Annotated in this window: 15 protein-coding genes and 3 tRNA genes; 13 read left to right on the top strand and 5 right to left on the bottom strand. The window is 66.1% G+C overall.

The annotated features are described in order from the left end of the window. Window positions 1-40: 40 nt before the first annotated feature. The gene (locus ERC79_RS03715; RefSeq protein ID WP_131580699.1) at window positions 41-517 is read right to left on the bottom strand and encodes a PH domain-containing protein; all 477 of its coding nucleotides are present in this window, start codon (window positions 515-517) and stop codon (window positions 41-43) included. 271 nt (window positions 518-788) lie between these two features. Between ERC79_RS03715 and ERC79_RS03710 the strand changes: the two genes are divergently transcribed. From ERC79_RS03710 to ERC79_RS03690, 5 genes are all read left to right on the top strand, one after another. Further along, window positions 789-2,738: an acetolactate synthase large subunit gene (locus tag ERC79_RS03710; protein ID WP_131575832.1), complete on the top strand. Its 1,950-nt coding sequence runs from the start codon at window positions 789-791 to the stop codon at window positions 2,736-2,738. Then, entirely contained in the window at window positions 2,735-3,238 is a 504-nt protein-coding gene (ilvN, locus tag ERC79_RS03705) for an acetolactate synthase small subunit (protein WP_131575831.1), read from the top strand. Before ERC79_RS03710 ends, ilvN begins: the two co-directional genes overlap by 4 nt. A gap of 91 nt (window positions 3,239-3,329) precedes the next feature. Next, entirely contained in the window at window positions 3,330-4,331 is a 1,002-nt protein-coding gene (gene ilvC / locus ERC79_RS03700; RefSeq protein WP_207390478.1) for a ketol-acid reductoisomerase, read from the top strand. Between the two features lie 261 nt (window positions 4,332-4,592). Continuing rightward, window positions 4,593-6,185, top strand: a complete 1,593-nt coding sequence (gene serA, locus ERC79_RS03695) for a phosphoglycerate dehydrogenase (RefSeq protein ID WP_131575827.1) — start codon at window positions 4,593-4,595, stop codon at window positions 6,183-6,185. 114 nt (window positions 6,186-6,299) lie between these two features. Next, window positions 6,300-7,313 (top strand): 3-isopropylmalate dehydrogenase, encoded by a 1,014-nt coding sequence (locus tag ERC79_RS03690; protein ID WP_131575826.1) that lies wholly within the window; start codon window positions 6,300-6,302, stop codon window positions 7,311-7,313. Window positions 7,314-7,377: 64 nt separating this feature from the next. Here ERC79_RS03690 and ERC79_RS03685 read toward each other — a convergent pair whose 3' ends face one another. After that, window positions 7,378-8,580 (bottom strand): MFS transporter, encoded by a 1,203-nt coding sequence (locus tag ERC79_RS03685; protein ID WP_207390421.1) that lies wholly within the window; start codon window positions 8,578-8,580, stop codon window positions 7,378-7,380. 126 nt (window positions 8,581-8,706) lie between these two features. On the opposite strand from ERC79_RS03685, the gene ERC79_RS03680 reads away from it, so the two are divergent. From ERC79_RS03680 to ERC79_RS03660, 5 genes are all read left to right on the top strand, one after another. Further along, the gene (locus ERC79_RS03680) at window positions 8,707-9,480 is read left to right on the top strand and encodes a fumarylacetoacetate hydrolase family protein (protein ID WP_131575824.1); all 774 of its coding nucleotides are present in this window, start codon (window positions 8,707-8,709) and stop codon (window positions 9,478-9,480) included. Window positions 9,481-9,574: 94 nt separating this feature from the next. Next, complete coding sequence (gene gltX / locus ERC79_RS03675) at window positions 9,575-11,050, top strand: glutamate--tRNA ligase (RefSeq protein WP_131575822.1); 1,476 nt, start codon at window positions 9,575-9,577, stop codon at window positions 11,048-11,050. A gap of 137 nt (window positions 11,051-11,187) precedes the next feature. Next, window positions 11,188-11,259: transfer RNA gene (locus ERC79_RS03670), tRNA-Gln, on the top strand. Between the two features lie 146 nt (window positions 11,260-11,405). After that, window positions 11,406-11,481: transfer RNA gene (locus ERC79_RS03665), tRNA-Glu, on the top strand. A 103-nt stretch (window positions 11,482-11,584) separates the two neighbouring features. Next, window positions 11,585-11,660, top strand: a tRNA-Glu gene (locus tag ERC79_RS03660). Between the two features lie 63 nt (window positions 11,661-11,723). On the opposite strand, the gene ERC79_RS03655 is transcribed toward ERC79_RS03660, so the two are convergent. The 3 genes from ERC79_RS03655 to ERC79_RS03645 all read right to left on the bottom strand — a co-directional run bounded on the left by ERC79_RS03655 (window position 11,724) and on the right by ERC79_RS03645 (window position 13,302). Beyond that, window positions 11,724-11,924 carry a DUF5302 domain-containing protein gene (locus ERC79_RS03655; protein WP_131575820.1) on the bottom strand — a complete coding sequence of 67 codons (201 nt, stop codon included), beginning with the start codon at window positions 11,922-11,924 and terminating at the stop codon, window positions 11,724-11,726. Window positions 11,925-12,013: 89 nt separating this feature from the next. Beyond that, the gene (locus ERC79_RS03650; RefSeq protein ID WP_131575818.1) at window positions 12,014-12,511 is read right to left on the bottom strand and encodes a PPOX class F420-dependent oxidoreductase; all 498 of its coding nucleotides are present in this window, start codon (window positions 12,509-12,511) and stop codon (window positions 12,014-12,016) included. An 89-nt stretch (window positions 12,512-12,600) separates the two neighbouring features. Then, window positions 12,601-13,302, bottom strand: coding sequence for an IclR family transcriptional regulator (locus ERC79_RS03645; protein ID WP_131575816.1), 702 nt, complete (start codon window positions 13,300-13,302; stop codon window positions 12,601-12,603). A 119-nt stretch (window positions 13,303-13,421) separates the two neighbouring features. Here ERC79_RS03645 and leuC point away from each other — a divergent pair, with 119 nt between their 5' ends. The 3 genes from leuC (at window position 13,422) to ERC79_RS03630 (ending at window position 16,380) form a co-directional block, all read left to right on the top strand. Continuing rightward, the gene (gene leuC, locus ERC79_RS03640; protein ID WP_131575814.1) at window positions 13,422-14,855 is read left to right on the top strand and encodes a 3-isopropylmalate dehydratase large subunit; all 1,434 of its coding nucleotides are present in this window, start codon (window positions 13,422-13,424) and stop codon (window positions 14,853-14,855) included. A gap of 26 nt (window positions 14,856-14,881) precedes the next feature. After that, window positions 14,882-15,493 (top strand): 3-isopropylmalate dehydratase small subunit, encoded by a 612-nt coding sequence (leuD, locus tag ERC79_RS03635; RefSeq protein ID WP_131575812.1) that lies wholly within the window; start codon window positions 14,882-14,884, stop codon window positions 15,491-15,493. 155 nt (window positions 15,494-15,648) lie between these two features. After that, window positions 15,649-16,380: an HU family DNA-binding protein gene (locus ERC79_RS03630; protein WP_131575810.1), complete on the top strand. Its 732-nt coding sequence runs from the start codon at window positions 15,649-15,651 to the stop codon at window positions 16,378-16,380. The last annotated feature ends 7 nt before the right edge of the window (window positions 16,381-16,387 follow it).

Genomic DNA, 16,387 nt, shown 5'->3' with positions numbered 1-16,387 from the left:
GCGGGAGACGTCCTGGTGAGACGCTACTCCCGCGCGCGGACTATTCGGTATTCGGCTGGGCATCCGTGTCGTCGTCCTTGTTGGAGGCGGCGGCCGCCTCGGCCTCGCGCGCGGCCGCATACGGGTCGGTGATGCGGCCGCCGCTCGCGGAGGCGAGCTGCGGCAAGCGGCCGAATGTCACGACCGGCAGCGAGACCTCGGTTCCGTCGACGAGGTCGGCGCGCGCCCATCCGCGCTTCGGGAAGCGGAAGCCCTTGATTTGATCCCACGATATGGACTGCGTCGAGAACGCTCGGCGCAGTTCGAGGCCGTTCTCGGTGACGGTGGTCCGCACGCGAAGCACCCATGCCGCGATGAGGAACGGGATCACGAGCATCCAGCCGAAGGCGGCGGGCCATCCGAGCACCGGGAAGCTGAAGCAGAACAGCAGGAACACGCACGCCATCAGGGCGAGCGGCGAAATCCGGATGATCTGTCGCGGGTTCTCGGGCGTGTGGGATGATGACTGCGGTGGCACGGGCTGCTGAGGAGATGACACCTCACCATCTTCGCACTGCAGCCGAGGCATCTTACATTCTGGGACAGCGCACTCACCAAAGTTGACTGTCTACCGTTTACGCGCCTACCGTCGAGCGCGTGAAACAGAATGAGTTGCTTGTAATCGGCAGGCGCGTCGCCGCCTGAGCCGGTTCTTCAACTCGCCGGATAACGACGCGCCACCCTCGTCCAGCAGATGACTGCTGACGGGGGTTTTTTATTGCCCGGAGCCAGAATCAGAGGACTTTCCAGTGAGCGCACCAACCGCACGGCCTCAACCCACGCCGCGCAAGTCGGGGGCAGCCAGCCCGACTACCGCGGCCGCCGCTACGCAGACCGGTAATCGTCGTCAGCTCGCCCCCGAACGGGTGACCGGCGCGCAGTCCGTCGTCCGCGCGCTCGAGGAGCTCGAGGTCGACACGGTCTTCGGTATCCCGGGTGGTGCCGTTCTGCCGGTGTACGACCCACTCTTCGACTCGCAGAAGGTGCGGCACGTTCTGGTGCGCCACGAGCAGGGTGCCGGCCACGCCGCCACCGGCTACGCGCAGGCCACCGGCAAGGTCGGCGTCTGCATGGCCACCTCGGGTCCCGGTGCGACGAACCTGGTGACGCCGCTCGCGGATGCGCAGATGGATTCGGTTCCGGTCGTCGCGATCACCGGTCAGGTCGGTCGCGGGCTGATCGGCACGGACGCTTTCCAGGAAGCCGACATCTCCGGCATCACGATGCCGATCACCAAGCACAACTTCCTGATCACCGACGGCATCGACATCCCGCGCATCCTGGCGGAGGCGTTCTACCTCGCGTCGAGCGGCCGTCCGGGCGCGGTCCTGGTCGACATCCCGAAGGACATCCTGCAGGCGCAGACCACCTTCTCGTGGCCGCCGGAGATGCACCTGCCCGGGTACCGTCCGGTCACCAAACCGCACGGCAAGCAGGTTCGTGAGGCTGCCCGGCTCATCGCCGATGCCAAGTCTCCGGTTCTGTACGTCGGCGGCGGAGTGATCAAGGCCGACGCCTCGCCGGAGCTGCTCGAGCTGGCCGAGCTCACCGGCATTCCCGTCGTCACCACGCTGATGGCGCGCGGCGCGTTCCCGGACAGCCACCAGCTCAACTGCGGTATGCCGGGCATGCACGGGACCGTGGCCGCGGTCGCGGCGCTGCAGAAGAGTGATCTGCTGATCACCCTCGGCGCCCGCTTCGACGACCGCGTCACCGGCCAGCTCGACTCGTTCGCGCCCGACGCCAAGGTGATCCATGCGGACATCGACCCGGCCGAGATCGGCAAGAACCGCCATGCGGACGTCCCGATCGTGGGCGACTGCAAGGAGGTCATCGCCGAACTGATCGAGGCGATCCGCGCCGATCAGGCGACGGGCACGACTCTCGACCTCGCCGAGTGGTGGGCCTACCTCGAAGGAATCCGTCGCACCTACCCACTGGCGTACGACCGCCCGGCGGACGGTTCGATGTCGCCCGAGTACGTGATCCAGGCCGTCGGCCGGCTCGCGGGCCCCGACGCCATCTACTGCGCCGGCGTCGGCCAGCACCAGATGTGGGCCGCACAGTTCGTCAACTACGAGAAGCCGCGCACGTGGCTCAACTCGGGCGGCCTGGGCACCATGGGCTACGCGGTGCCTGCCGCGATGGGCGCCAAGATGGGCATGCCGGACACCGAGGTGTGGGCCATCGACGGTGACGGCTGCTTCCAGATGACCAATCAGGAACTGGCCACCTGTGCCGTCGAGGGGGTGCCGATCAAGGTCGCGCTCATCAACAATGGCAACCTCGGGATGGTCCGCCAGTGGCAGACCCTGTTCTACGACGAGCGTTACTCCAACACGAACCTGGGCACCCACGGCACCGTCCGCATCCCGGACTTCGTCAAGCTCGCCGAGGCGCTGGGTTGCGTCGGTATCCGCGTCGAGCGTGAGGAGGATGTCGAGGACGCCATCCGCACCGCGCAGTCGATCAACGACAAGCCGGTCGTCATCGACTTCATCGTCGGCGCCGACGCCCAGGTGTGGCCGATGGTCGCGGCCGGCACCAGCAATGACGAGATCATGGCGGCCCGGGGTATCCGCCCGCTGTTCGACGACGACGAGGCCGCCGCCGAGCCCGCCGCCATCCATGAGGCCATGCAGGAAGCCACCGCGCGCGACCAGGTCGCCGGCGCCGAAGCAGGAGAGGATCGCCAGTGAGCACCAGCCACACCCTCAGTGTTCTCGTCGAGGACAAGCCGGGCGTGCTGGCCCGCGTCGCCGCGCTCTTCTCCCGCCGGGGATTCAACATCGAATCGCTCGCGGTCGGCGGCACCGAGATCCCCGAGATCTCGCGCATGACGATCGTCGTGACCGTCGACGAGTTCCCGCTCGAGCAGGTGACGAAGCAGCTCAACAAGCTCGTCAACGTCATCAAGATCGTCGAGCAGGACACCGAGGCTTCGGTCGCTCGTGAGCTTGTCCTGATCAAGGTGCGGGCCGATGCGAGCGTTCGGACACAGGTGATCGAGACCGTGAACCTGTTCCGCGCCAAGGTGATCGACGTCTCACCCGAGGCCGTCACGATCGAGGCGACCGGCACGCGCTCCAAGCTCGACGCGCTCTTGCGCATGCTGGACCCGTTCGGGATCCGCGAGATCGTGCAGTCCGGTGTGGTGGCGGTCGGCCGTGGGCCGAAGTCGATCACCGCGACCCGCTAGTACCGTCTCACCAGACGCCGTTTCACCTACAACAGCAGACAACCAAGCGTTCATAGAACCCAGAGGGAAGGTAAGAACTGTGGCAGTCGAGATGTTCTACGACGACGATGCAGACCTGTCGATCATCCAGGGCCGCAAGGTCGCGGTCATCGGCTACGGCAGCCAGGGCCACGCGCACTCGCTGAGCCTGCGCGATTCCGGTGTCGATGTGCGCATCGGCCTCAAGGAGGGTTCGAAGTCCCGCGCGAAGGCCGAGGAGCAGGGCCTGACCGTCGGTACGCCGGCGGAGGTCGCCGAGTGGGCCGACGTCATCATGGTGCTTGCCCCCGACACCGCTCAGGCATCGATCTTCACCAATGACATCGAGCCGAACCTCAAGGACGGCGACGCGCTGTTCTTCGGCCACGGCCTCAACATCCACTTCGAGCTGATCAAGGCTCCGGAGTTCGTCACCGTCGGCATGGTCGCCCCCAAGGGTCCCGGCCACCTGGTGCGTCGTCAGTTCGTCGACGGCAAGGGCGTTCCGGCCCTGATCGCCATCGATCAGGACCCGAAGGGTGAGGGCCAGGCCCTCGCGCTGTCCTACGCAAAGGGCATCGGTGGCACCCGCGCGGGCGTCATCAAGACCACCTTCAAGGAAGAGACCGAGACGGACCTCTTCGGCGAGCAGGCGGTGCTCTGTGGCGGCACGGAGGAGCTCGTCAAGACCGGCTTCGAGGTCATGGTCGAGGCCGGCTACGCGCCCGAAATGGCGTACTTCGAGGTGCTGCACGAGCTCAAGCTGATCGTCGACCTCATGTACGAGGGTGGCATCGCCCGCATGAACTACTCGGTGTCCGACACCGCTGAGTTCGGTGGATACCTGAGCGGTCCCCGTGTTATCGATGCCGGCACCAAGGAGCGCATGAAGGCGATCCTGGCCGATATCCAGTCCGGCGAGTTCACCCGTCGCCTGGTTGCCAATGTCGAGAACGGCAACACCGAGCTCGAGGGCCTGCGCAAGGCCAACGCCGAGCACCCCATCGAGGTCACCGGCAAGAAGCTGCGCGACATGATGAGCTGGGTCGATCGTCCGATCACCGAGACGGCCTGATCCACAGCTGACAATCCGGCCCGAGGGTCGTGCGCGTAAAGCGCACGGCCCTCGGGCCGGAGTCGTTCCCGAGTGTGGCGCGGATCTCTGAGTTGCATACCGCAGGTGTCCACTATGTGGTAACGGGTACCCGTCATGCGAAATCGACGCGGTCGGCCCACTAAACTGATTCGGTCACGGTCTCACCCGCACGCTCCGCGCGGAGCCGTAACCGTCTGTTCGACCCGACACACCCCGACACCGAACACAGGAGAGTTCCTCGTGAGCCAGAATGGCCGTCCCGTTGTCCTGATCGCCGACAAGCTCGCACAATCGACCGTCGATGCGCTCGGTGACGGTGTCGAGGTGCGCTGGGTGGACGGTCCGGACCGTCCCGCGCTCCTCGCGGCCGTGCCCGAGGCCGACGCCCTGTTGGTCCGCTCGGCCACGACGGTCGATGCCGAGGTGCTGGCCGCCGCCACGAAGCTCAAGATCGTGGGCCGCGCCGGCGTCGGCCTCGACAACGTCGACATCCCGGCTGCCACCGAGCGTGGCGTCATGGTCGTGAATGCGCCGACCTCCAACATCCACTCGGCCGCCGAGCACGCCGTCTCGCTGCTGCTGTCGACCGCGCGGCAGATCCCGGCCGCGGACCGCACGCTGCGCGAGAAGACCTGGAAGCGTTCGAGCTTCAACGGCACCGAGATCCTCGGCAAGACCGTCGGCGTCGTCGGCCTGGGCCGCATCGGCCAGCTGTTCGCACAGCGCCTCGCCGCGTTCGAGACCGAGATCATCGCGTACGACCCCTACCTGCCGGCCGCTCGCGCCGCGCAGCTGGGCATCGAACTGGTCGACATCGACCAGCTGGTCGAGCGCGCCGACTTCATCTCGGTGCACCTGCCCAAGACCAAGGAGACCGCCGGCCTGCTGAATGCCGAGCGCCTGGCCAAGGCCAAGGACGGCGTCATCATCGTCAACGCCGCCCGCGGCGGCCTGATCGACGAGGACGCACTGTACGACGCGCTCGTGAACGGCAAGGTCCGCGCCGCTGGCCTCGACGTGTTCAGCACCGAGCCGTGCACCGACTCCAAGCTGTTCGACCTCGACAATGTCGTCGTCACCCCGCATCTCGGCGCGTCCACCTCGGAGGCCCAGGACCGCGCCGGTACCGACGTTGCCAAGAGTGTCCTGCTGGCGCTGGCCGGCGAGTTCGTGCCGGACGCGGTCAACGTCTCCGGTGGCCCGGTCGGTGAAGAGGTCGCACCGTGGCTCGAGCTGGTCCGCAAGCTGGGTCTGCTGGCCGGCACCCTGTCGCCCGAGGCCGTGCAGAACGTTCAGGTCGTCGTCAGCGGTGAGCTTTCGGCGGAGAACGTCGAGATCCTGGGTCTGGCCGCTCTTCGTGGTCTGTTCTCTGCGAGCAGCGACGAGGCCGTCACGTTCGTCAATGCCCCGCAGCTCGCCGAGCAGCGCGGCGTGAGCGTCGAGGTCGAGAAGCACAGCGAGGCGCAGTCGCACCGCAGCGCCGTCGAGGTACGCGCGGTCGCCGCCGACGGCACCGTGACGGCGGTCGCGGGTGCGCTCACCGGCCTGCAGCAGGTCGAGAAGATCGTCAACGTCAACGGCCGCAGCTTCGACCTGCGCGCCGAGGGCCACAACATCGTCGTGCATTACGCGGATCGCCCCGGTGTCCTCGGTGTGCTCGGCACCGTGCTCGGCAATGCCGGTATCGACATCCAGGCCGCTGCGCTGAGCCAGGACGTCGAGGGCACCGGGGCTACCGTCATCCTGCGCGTGAACCGTGTCGTCGGTGACGCCGAGGTCTCGCAGATCGTGGAGCAGCTCGACGCGCGCGTCGAGCAGGTCGACCTGTCCTGATCCTCCCCAGTCCTACCCGGTGGCCGTGATCGTCGACTCGATGGTCGCGGCCAGCGGCGCAGCCGGGGTGTCTCACGCCACCGGTGGATTCTCAGTCGAAAGAGAGTGTGTCCCATGAAGCTTGCGGTCATCCCCGGTGACGGCATCGGTGTCGAGGTCACAGCGGAAGCGCTGAAGGTCCTCAGGAAGCTGGTTCCGGATGTGGAGACCACCGAGTTCGACCTCGGTGCCAAGCGCTACAACGAGACCGGCGACCTGCTGCCCGAGGCCGAGCTCGACGCGATCCGCCAGCACGACGCGATCCTGCTCGGCGCCATCGGCGACCCGCGGTTCGTCGCTCCCGGCATCCTCGAGCGTGGCCTGCTGCTGAACATGCGGTTCCTGCTCGATCACCACGTGAACCTGCGTCCGGCCCGCACTTACCCGGGCTCGAGCTCGCCGCTGGCCGCCAACCCGGACATCGACTTCATCGTGGTCCGTGAGGGTACCGAAGGCCCGTACACCGGCAACGGTGGCTCGATCCGCGTCGGCACCCCGCACGAGGTTGCGACCGAGGTCTCGGTCAACACGTGGTTCGGCGCCGAGCGCGTCGTCCGCGCCGCATACGAGCTGGCGCAGTCCCGGCGCAAGCACCTGACGCTGATCCACAAGACCAACGTGCTCTCCAACGCCGGCCGCATCTGGACGCGTGCGATGGAGACGGTCGGCGCGGAGTACCCGGACGTCGAGACCGCCTACTGCCACATCGATGCGGCGACCATCTACATGGTCACCGACCCGGCTCGCTTCGACGTGATCGTCACCGACAACCTGTTCGGCGACATCATCACCGACCTGGCGGGCGCCGTCACCGGTGGCATCGGTCTGGCGGCGAGCGCCAACATCGACGCGTCGGGGACCAATCCGTCGATGTTCGAGCCCGTCCACGGCTCCGCCCCGGACATCGCCGGCCAGGGCATCGCCGATCCCACCGCCGCGATCCTGTCGGCCGCGATGTTGCTGCGTCACCTCGGCCGGGGGGACGATGCCGCCCGTATCGAGGCCGCCGTCGAGGCGGACCTTGCCTCCCGTGGCGACGCCCCGATCGTCACCACCGAGGTGGGGGACCGGATCGCCGCCGCCGTCTAGACCGTTCGCCTCGGCAAGACACGACCGCCGCCCGGCATCCGGGCGGCGGTCGTGTCGATTGCGACTACTTCCGTTCAGGCTGGTCGGCGGGTACCAGCGGCACCGCGACGAGCGGGAACAGCGCCGCGGCCGCGAACGTCAGCGGAAACCCGGCCACGCCGATCAGGGCGCCGAAGATCGGCGGCACCAGTGAAGCCGCGACGTACTGGCTCGTGTTCTGGGCGCCGAGCGCCCGGCCGCTCCAGTATGGGCCGGCGATCTCCGCGACGGCGGTGAACGCCAGCCCGTTGTCGGCCACGGTGATCACGGATGCGAGCATCATCAGTGCCACCGAGACGGGGGAGTTCAGCCAGTCGGTGAGTGCGAGCGCGCCCATCGAGACGGCCGCGGCGATCGCAACCGTGCGCAGTGGGCCCATCCGGCTGCCGACCCGGTCGGACCAGAAGCCCGCCGCGATCCGGCCGGCGGCGCCGAGCAGTTGCGTAACGGTGATCAGGACGCCCGCCGACGCGGCCGACCAGTGCCGGTCGGCCATCAGCCACACCAGCGTGAACGTCCACACCAGGTACTGCGGCACCACCAGCAGGACCGAGACGCTGTGGATCCGCCATAGCACGCCCTGGTTCCGGTACGGGTTGTCCAGCAGGCCGCTCTCCTGCGCGCGGGCTCGGCTCGGACGCGGGGGATCGACGACGAACAGGCAGGCCGCGACCGCGACGACTGCCACGATGGTCGGTAGCACCAACGCCCAGCCGAGGCCGTGTGACTCGGCGATCCGTGGCACCGTGAGGGCGGCGACGGCCACACCCAGTGGAAGCGACATCTGACGGATCCCCATCGCGAGTCCGCGGCGCTCGGGCGGGAACCAGCCGACGACGACGCGCCCGCTCGCCGCGTTCGCACTGGAGGCGGCCATACCGCCCAGCACCAGTAGGCCGCCGAGGAGTGCGAACGAGCTGCTCAGCGCGGCACCGGCACTCGCCAGGGCGGTGAGGGTCAGGCCGATCACCAGCACCCGCCGCTCGCCGATTCGGTCGACGATCGCTCCCCAGGCCATCAGGCTCACCAGGAACCCCAGCGTCGGCGCGGCTGCGATCAGTCCGGCCTGGCTCAGGTTCATCCCGTACTCGTCGTGCAGCGTGGGGATGAGAAAGGCGGGCGCGTTGGCGAAGACGGCCCCCGCGGACTGTGCGAGAACCCCCAGCCCCAGCATCGACCAGCGGTGAACGGAGCCGGTCCGGCTGCGGGGATGCGTCGTCGTACTCATCTCACCATCTCATAGTTTGAGACACATATCTTATTATGTGAACAGGTTTCGAAGTGTAGACCCACCGGCGCGGTCTGCGCGGTGGGCACCGGGTGAGGTCACCCACTGGCTCGATAGACTGCGCTCATGCGCCTAGGTCGAATTGCCAGTCCTGACGGAGTCGCCTTCGTGTCGATCGAGGGGGAGGGTGACGCGCAGATCGCGAAGGAGATTGCCGAGCATCCCTTCGGGACACCGACTTTCACAGGTCGAAGCTGGCCGGTGGCGGATGTCCGCCTGCTCGCCCCGATCCTCGCGAGCAAGGTCATCTGCGTCGGGAAGAACTACGCCGCGCACGCGGCCGAGATGGGCGGGGAGGCGCCGGAGGATCCGGTCATCTTCCTCAAGCCCAACACCGCGATCGTCGGTCCGGGTGCGCCGATCGTGCTGCCGCCATCGTCGAACGAGGTCCACTACGAGGGCGAACTCGCGGTCGTGATCGGTCGCCCGTGCAAGGATGTGCCGGCTGCGAAGGCCCTGGATGTCGTGCTTGGATACACCGTCGCCAACGACATCTCCGCGCGTGATCAACAACGCCACGACGGTCAGTGGACTCGCGCGAAAAGCCACGACACGTTCTGTCCGCTCGGGCCGTGGATCGAGACCAAGCTCGACGCGTCCGATGTCGAGATCACGACCGAGGTCGACGGCGAGGTCAAGCAACGCAGCCGCACTTCGCTTCTCCTGCATGACATTCCGAAGATCATCGAGTGGGTTTCCGCTGTCATGACATTGCTGCCGGGTGATGTGATTCTCACCGGTACCCCCGAGGGTGTGGGTCCGATCGTGGACGGGCAGCGCGTCAGCGTCACGATCGAGGGCATCGGCACGCTGACCAATCCGGTTGCTGCCAAGCGCTGATCGGATACCGCTCGGCAGGGAAGCGTCACGGGACTAGCCTGTAGGGGTCCTATCCGCGCCTAGTCGCGCCGAGCAGCGTCTATCGAAGTGAGCCATGACCACCAGCGAAGTACGAGTCCGTTTCTGTCCGTCACCCACCGGAACCCCGCACGTCGGGCTCGTCCGAACTGCCCTGTTCAACTGGGCGTTCGCGCGACACCACGGTGGCACCTTCGTGTTCCGCATCGAAGACACCGATGCCGCGCGTGACACCGAGGAGTCGTACCAGGCGATCCTCGATGCACTGCGCTGGCTCGGTCTGTCGTGGGACGAGGGGCCGGAGGTGGGCGGCCCGTACGAGCCGTATCGCCAGTCGCAGCGGCGCGACCAGCACATCGACATCGTTGCCAAGCTCGTCGAGGCGGGGGAGGCGTACGAGTCGTTCTCCACGCCCGAGGAGGTGGAGGCACGGCACAAGGCGGCCGGACGCGATCCCAAGCTCGGCTACGACAACTTCGATCGTGACCTCACGCCCGAGCAGCGTCAGGCGTACCGTGACGAGGGCCGTGGGGCCGTCGTGCGTCTGCGCATGCCCGATCACGATCTGACGTGGACCGACCTGGTGCGCGGCGAGACCACGTTCAAGGCCGGCACGGTGCCGGACTTCGCGCTCACGCGCGGTAATGGGATTCCGCTGTACACACTGGTGAATCCCGTCGATGACGCGTTGATGAAGATCACCCACGTGCTGCGCGGTGAGGACCTGCTGTCCTCCACCCCGCGTCAGCTCGCGCTGTACGAGGCCCTCCAGCGCATTGGTGTCGCCGACTTCACGCCGGAGTTCGGTCACCTGCCGTTCGTGATGGGGCAGGGCAACAAGAAGCTGTCCAAGCGCGATCCGGAGTCGAACCTCTTCATTCACCGCGATCGCGGTTTCATCCCCGAGGGTCTGCTCAACTACCTTGCGCTGCTGGGCTGGAGTATTGCCGACGACCACGACGTCTTTTCGCTCGACGAGATGGTCGCCGCGTTCGACATCTCCACGGTCAACTCGAACCCGGCGCGCTTCGATCAGAAGAAGGCCGACGCCATCAACGCCGAGCAGATTCGGCTCCTCGAGCCGGGGGACTTCGCGGGGCGCCTGCGCGAGTACCTCACCATGCACGGGCATCCGGTCGACGCGCTCACCGACGAGCAGTTCGCGGTCGCGGCCGAGTTGGTGCAGACGCGCATCGTCGTGCTCTCGGACGCGTGGGACCTGTTGAAGTTCCTCTTCGTGGCGGAGTCGGACTTCGAGATCGATCCGGCGGCTGCGGCCAAGAACCTGGGTGCGGACGCGGCGCCTGTTCTGGATGCAACGATCGAAACACTCGACGCCCTCCCGGCGTGGGCCACCGCGGACATCGAGGAGGCGCTCAAGGGCGCGCTGATCGAGAAGATGGAACTCAAGCCGCGTAAGGCATTCGCGCCGGTGCGCGTCGCGGTCACCGGATCGCACATCAGTCCACCGCTGTACGAGTCGATGGAGCTGCTGGGTCGGGAGGCGACGCTCGCTCGCCTGCGCTCGGCTCGTGCTCAGGTGGAGGGCTAGCCGTCCCATCAGCTGGTCGGAGGGCTATTTCAACCCTCTGACCAGCTGATTTGGAGAAACAGTGGGGGGCTTTGATATTGTTCTCTTCGTTCGAAAGGCAAGCCCGGCCGCGAGGTCAGGAAAGCCTGGAAGATCATTGGGGTATGGTGTAATTGGCAACACAGCGGTTTCTGGTACCGCCATTCTAGGTTCGAGTCCTGGTACCCCAGCGGAGAGTTCGAGTGATTTTGACTCTGAACTCCGGCAAGCTAAGCTAGCCGAGCTTCCATTGTAATCCGGTCCATTACGGATCGGGTGAAAATCGGGAGTGTTCCAGCGTGTTGCGAGTAGGTGGCGGCACACCTTGAAATGTTCTGGCCCCGTCGTCTAGCGGCCTAGGACGCCGCCCTCTCAAGGCGGTAGCGCGGGTTCGAATCCCGTCGGGGCTACCAGGGGAATCACCCTCCGATCTTGTATCGGGGGGTTTTCTTTTGGCGAGAGAGTTCTCGAGAGAGCTCTACTGTGCTGCACAGCACGGATAACAATGAAGATCCTGGCCCCGTCGTCTAGCGGCCTAGGACGCCGCCCTCTCAAGGCGGTAGCGCGGGTTCGAATCCCGTCGGGGCTACCACAACGCGAAGACCCTCCGATCAATCGATCGGAGGGTCTTCGCGTTGCGTGGGTCAGCGGGTTTCTAGCCGCTCTTACGGCGGAACTCGCGCTTGTGATCGGCGCTGCGGTGCGCACTGTGGATCTTCGACTGTCCGTCGAGGTGGCCGCTCGAATTCCCGTGTCGCTGATTCTTGCGGTCGAGTGCCTCGCGGAACCGTCTTTTGACATCGTCTGCATCGCTGCCGTGCCCGGCCTCGCTGCTGGTGCGATCGGATTCGCTCACGTGGTCCTCCTTCTGCCTCGGTGGTGGCTCGTCCTTCGGAATGTACCGCCGGTGCGGTGGTGTGTCGCGTGGTTTTCCGGCGGCCAGCGCTATAGGTACGCTGCCGTCGAGCCGCCCACCGGCATGGTGGGCAGCCCGAGCTTGCGATGGTCCCACGACCGGACCCGTTCCGGGATCACGCGCACAGCGACGCGCTTGTGCAGCATCATCTCAACGGCCGGCCTCACGTCCTCGGAGTACGGACCCGTGTAGCGCTCCCAGATGCTGATTCCCACCCGGAAGAGGGCCTCGGGTTCGTCGACGATCTCGCCGCGGCCCTCGATCGAGATACCGCGCAGCGTGTCGTAAGTCTCGCCCGCCTCGAGCATCACGGTGAGGCGGTCGTCGCGCCGAAGATTGACGGCCTTCTGCGATTTGGCCTTCGTCTCGAACCACAGCTCACCGTCGATCACCGCGTACCACATTGCGATCAGATGTGGTGTGCCGTTCGGGCCGATCGTGGCCATGGTCGAGACCCGGGTACGTTCGACGAATTCGGCGATCTCGGCGTCGGTCATCGTGATCTGTGCGCGCTGATTGGTGCCCACTGGTGCTTCCTTCACTCGGCATCGAATGCTTATGGACGAACTGTGCCACGAATCACGTGGTGAGCGCCCGAGCAGCGGGATTCGTGTCGTCAGAGCCGCTTGTGGAGAGCGTCCGCTGCGGCCAGCAGGTTTTCCGCCCAACGCGCGCCGGGACGCCGGCCCATTCGGTCGATCGGGCCGGACACCGAGATCGCGGCGACGACGTTTCCTGCCGCGTCCCGGACCGGCGCAGCGACGCTGGCGACCCCCGGTTCCCGCTCGGCGACACTCTGTGCCCATCCGCGCCGCCGAACTTCGAGCAGGACGCGTTCGCCGAACGAGGCGTCGGGAAGGATCGCCCGCTGAGTCTGTGTGTCCGCCCACGCGAGGAGGACCTTCGCGCCGGAGCCGGCGGTCATGGGCAGCCGGGCGCCGACCAGGACGGTATCCCGGAGGCCTGTCGGTGGTTCCATCGATGCGACGCACACGCGATGGGTGCCCTCCCGGCGGTACAGCTGCACACTCTCTCCGGTGATTTCGCGCAGACGCGGCAGGATCAGTGCGGCGGCGTCCACGAGGGTGTCGCTGGCGCTCGCCGCGAGCTCGCCCAGCCCTGGCCCCGTGCACCACAGACCGTCTGCGTCGCGAGTGAGCAATCGGTGCACTTCGAGGCCGACGGCCAGACGGTGGGCCGTGGCGCGAGGGAGACCGGTCCGATTGCACAATTCGGTGAGGCTGCAGGGTTGTTCGGCAACCGCGTGCAGCACGCCCATCGCTTTGTCAAGGACCCCGATACCGCTATGCTGTCTCATAGGTCGATACTCAGTTCTCGCATACTGGGATCATAGCCCAGATCGTTCGACGGGTGTTTCGACACATCACGCGATGCGGGTCAGCCCGTAACCCGGCAGCGCGACATCCTGATACAGAGGTGGAGAAGATGGCGGACAGAGCACGCACTCTGGCGGAGAAGGTGTGGGACGACCACGTTGTCGTTCGTGGCGAGGGAGAGGGTGCGGCTCGCCAGCCGGATCTGATCTACATCGACCTGCATCTCGTTCACGAGGTCACCAGCCCGCAGGCATTCGACGGCCTGCGCCTGTCCGGCCGCAAATTGCGTCGCCCCGATCTGACGATCGCCACCGAGGACCACAACGTCCCGACCATCGATATCGACAGGCCGATCGACGATCCCGTATCTCGCACGCAGGTCGATACGTTGCGTCGCAACTGTGAGGAATTCGGTGTGCGACTGCATCGGATGGGCGATCTCGATCAGGGCATCGTGCACGTCGTCGGTCCGCAGCTGGGCCTGACCCAGCCGGGTACCACGGTCGTGTGCGGAGACAGTCACACCTCGACCCACGGCGCTTTCGGTGCTCTCGCAATGGGAATCGGGACGAGCGAGGTCGAGCACGTGATGGCGACGCAGACCTTGTCGCTGCGCCCCTTCAAGACCATGGCGATCACCGTCGACGGTGAACTCCCGGTGGGCGTCACGAGTAAGGACCTGATCCTCGCCGTCATCGCGAAGATCGGCACCGGTGGGGGACAGGGGTATGTCCTCGAATACCGCGGGGAGGCAATCCGCAAGCTGTCGATGGAAGCGCGGATGACGATCTGCAACATGTCGATCGAGGCGGGCGCGCGTGCGGGAATGATCGCGCCGGACGCGACCACCTACGAGTTCATCAAGGGCCGCCCACATGCTCCACAGGGGGCGGACTGGGACGCCGCGGTCGCAGCCTGGGAACAGCTGAAGACCGACGAGGACGCTGTTTTCGACGCTGAGGTCCATATCGACGCATCCTCGCTGACCCCGTTCGTCACGTGGGGCACCAACCCCGGACAGGGCGCTCCGCTGGGAGATTCGGTGCCGAACCCGGCCGAGATGGCCGATGAGAGCGAGCGGCACACGGCCGAGAAGGCTCTTGCCTACATGGGTCTGGAGGCGGGAACTCCGTTGCGGGAGGTGGCCGTGGACACCGTGTTCGTCGGATCCTGCACCAACGGACGGATCGAGGATCTACGCGCCGTTGCGGACGTCCTGAAGGGCCGCAGTGTCGCGGACGGGGTTCGGATGCTGATCGTCCCGGGTTCGATGCGCGTTCGTGCACAGGCGGAAGAGGAGGGCCTGGGAGAGATCTTCACCACTGCGGGCGCCGAGTGGCGCCAGGCCGGATGCTCGATGTGCCTGGGCATGAACCCGGATCAGCTTGCCCCGGGTGAGCGCTGCGCGTCGACGTCCAACCGCAATTTCGAAGGCCGCCAAGGCAAGGGTGGGCGCACGCACCTCGTCTCCCCGGCCGTCGCTGCCGCCACGGCTGTTCGGGGCACGCTGTCGGCACCGGCAGATCTGGCATAGGGCGCAAGGGAACTAGGAGAAAATCGATGGAATCCTTTACCACTCATAAGGGAATCGGTGTTCCGCTGCGCCGATCGAACGTGGACACCGACCAGATCATTCCCGCGGTGTACCTGAAGCGCGTGACCCGCAGCGGATTCGAGGACGGTCTGTTCGCGCGCTGGCGGTCCGATCCGGACTTCATCCTCAACACTGCGCCGTACGACAAGGGCAGCGTTCTCGTGGCCGGACCGGACTTCGGCACGGGTTCGTCTCGCGAGCACGCCGTCTGGGCGCTGTCGGACTACGGTTTCCGCGTCGTCATCGCGTCGCGCTTTGCGGATATCTTCCGCGGCAACGCGGGCAAGGCTGGTCTGCTGGCCGCCGAGGTCGCTCAGAGCGACGTCGAGTTGCTGTGGAAGCTCCTCGACGAGCAGCCCGGGCTCGAGTTGGTGGTCGACCTCGAGGCGTTGACGGTGACCGCCGGAACAACGGTGGTGCCCTTCGCGATTGATGACTACACGCGGTGGCGTCTACTGGAGGGTCTCGACGACATCGGGTTGACATTGCGCCAGGTAGAGGCGATTTCCGAGTTCGAAAAGTCAAGGCCGTCATGGAAACCTGCGACCCTCCCGGCTCGCACCGCGAGCGACAATTGAGGCAATCGGACAACTGGTTCGGGGCCTGAAATATCACAGAACAGGGGGCCGCGTTTGATGAGAATTGGCGTGGCACATAGACTCTTGCCGATTTCGGGTTTACCGTAGTTCGTAGTCGGTCCGACGGTGGGCCATTAGTTTGCGGAGGAATTTCAATGAACAAGGCAGAGCTCATCGATGTTCTGACCGAGAAACTGGGGTCGGACAGGCGGACCGCCACCGAGGCCGTCGAGCATGTCGTCGACACCATCGTGCGCGCGGTGCACGCCGGTGAAAGCGTCACGATCACCGGTTTCGGCGTATTCGAGCAGCGTCGCCGTGCGGCTCGCGTCGCTCGCAACCCGCGAACCGGTGAGACCGTCAAGGTCAAGCCGACGTCGGTTCCGGCCTTCCGTCCGGGCGCACAGTTCAAGGCGCTCATCGCCGGTGGTCAGAAGCTTCCGTCATCCGGTCCGGCCGTCAAGCGCGGTGCTGCGGAGCCGGTGAAGAAGGCGGCGAAGAAGACGGCTGCGAAGAAGACTGCGGCCAAGAAGACGGTCGCGAAGAAGACTGCGGCCAAGGCTCCGGCCAAGACCGTCGCAAAGAAGACTGCGGCCAAGGCTCCGGCCAAGACCGTCGCGAAGAAGACCGTCGCGAAGAAGACTGCGGCCAAGGCTCCGGCCAAGACCGTCGCGAAGAAGACCGTCGCGAAGAAGACTGCGGCCAAGGCTCCGGCCAAGACCGTCGCAAAGAAGACCGTCGCGAAGAAGACCGCGGCCAAGGCTCCGGCCAAGACCGTCGCAAAGAAGACCGTCGCGAAGAAGACCGCGGCCAAGGCTCCGGCCAAGACCGTCGCGAAGAAGACTGCGGCGAAGAAGGCTCCGGCCAAGCGCACCGCGCGTAAGTAGGGCACCG

This window comes from Rhodococcus sp. ABRD24 (assembly GCF_004328705.1).
Lineage (GTDB): Bacteria > Actinomycetota > Actinomycetes > Mycobacteriales > Mycobacteriaceae > Prescottella.
The sequence above is the reverse complement of the archived record's forward strand: the minus strand, read 5'-3'. Positions and strand labels throughout refer to the sequence as shown.

Bases quoted from the DNA above. Each gene is read 5' to 3' on its own strand.
- ilvC (WP_207390478.1), top strand. From the start codon at position 3,330: ATGTTCTACGACGACGATGCAGACCTGTCGATCATCCAGGGCCGCAAG.
- ERC79_RS03690 (WP_131575826.1), top strand. From the start codon at position 6,300: ATGAAGCTTGCGGTCATCCCCGGTGACGGCATCGGTGTCGAGGTCACA.
- ERC79_RS03685 (WP_207390421.1), bottom strand. From the start codon at position 8,580: ATGAGTACGACGACGCATCCCCGCAGCCGGACCGGCTCCGTTCACCGC.
- ERC79_RS03680 (WP_131575824.1), top strand. From the start codon at position 8,707: ATGCGCCTAGGTCGAATTGCCAGTCCTGACGGAGTCGCCTTCGTGTCG.
- gltX (WP_131575822.1), top strand. From the start codon at position 9,575: ATGACCACCAGCGAAGTACGAGTCCGTTTCTGTCCGTCACCCACCGGA.
- ERC79_RS03645 (WP_131575816.1), bottom strand. From the start codon at position 13,302: ATGAGACAGCATAGCGGTATCGGGGTCCTTGACAAAGCGATGGGCGTG.
- leuD (WP_131575812.1), top strand. From the start codon at position 14,882: ATGGAATCCTTTACCACTCATAAGGGAATCGGTGTTCCGCTGCGCCGA.
- ERC79_RS03630 (WP_131575810.1), top strand. From the start codon at position 15,649: ATGAACAAGGCAGAGCTCATCGATGTTCTGACCGAGAAACTGGGGTCG.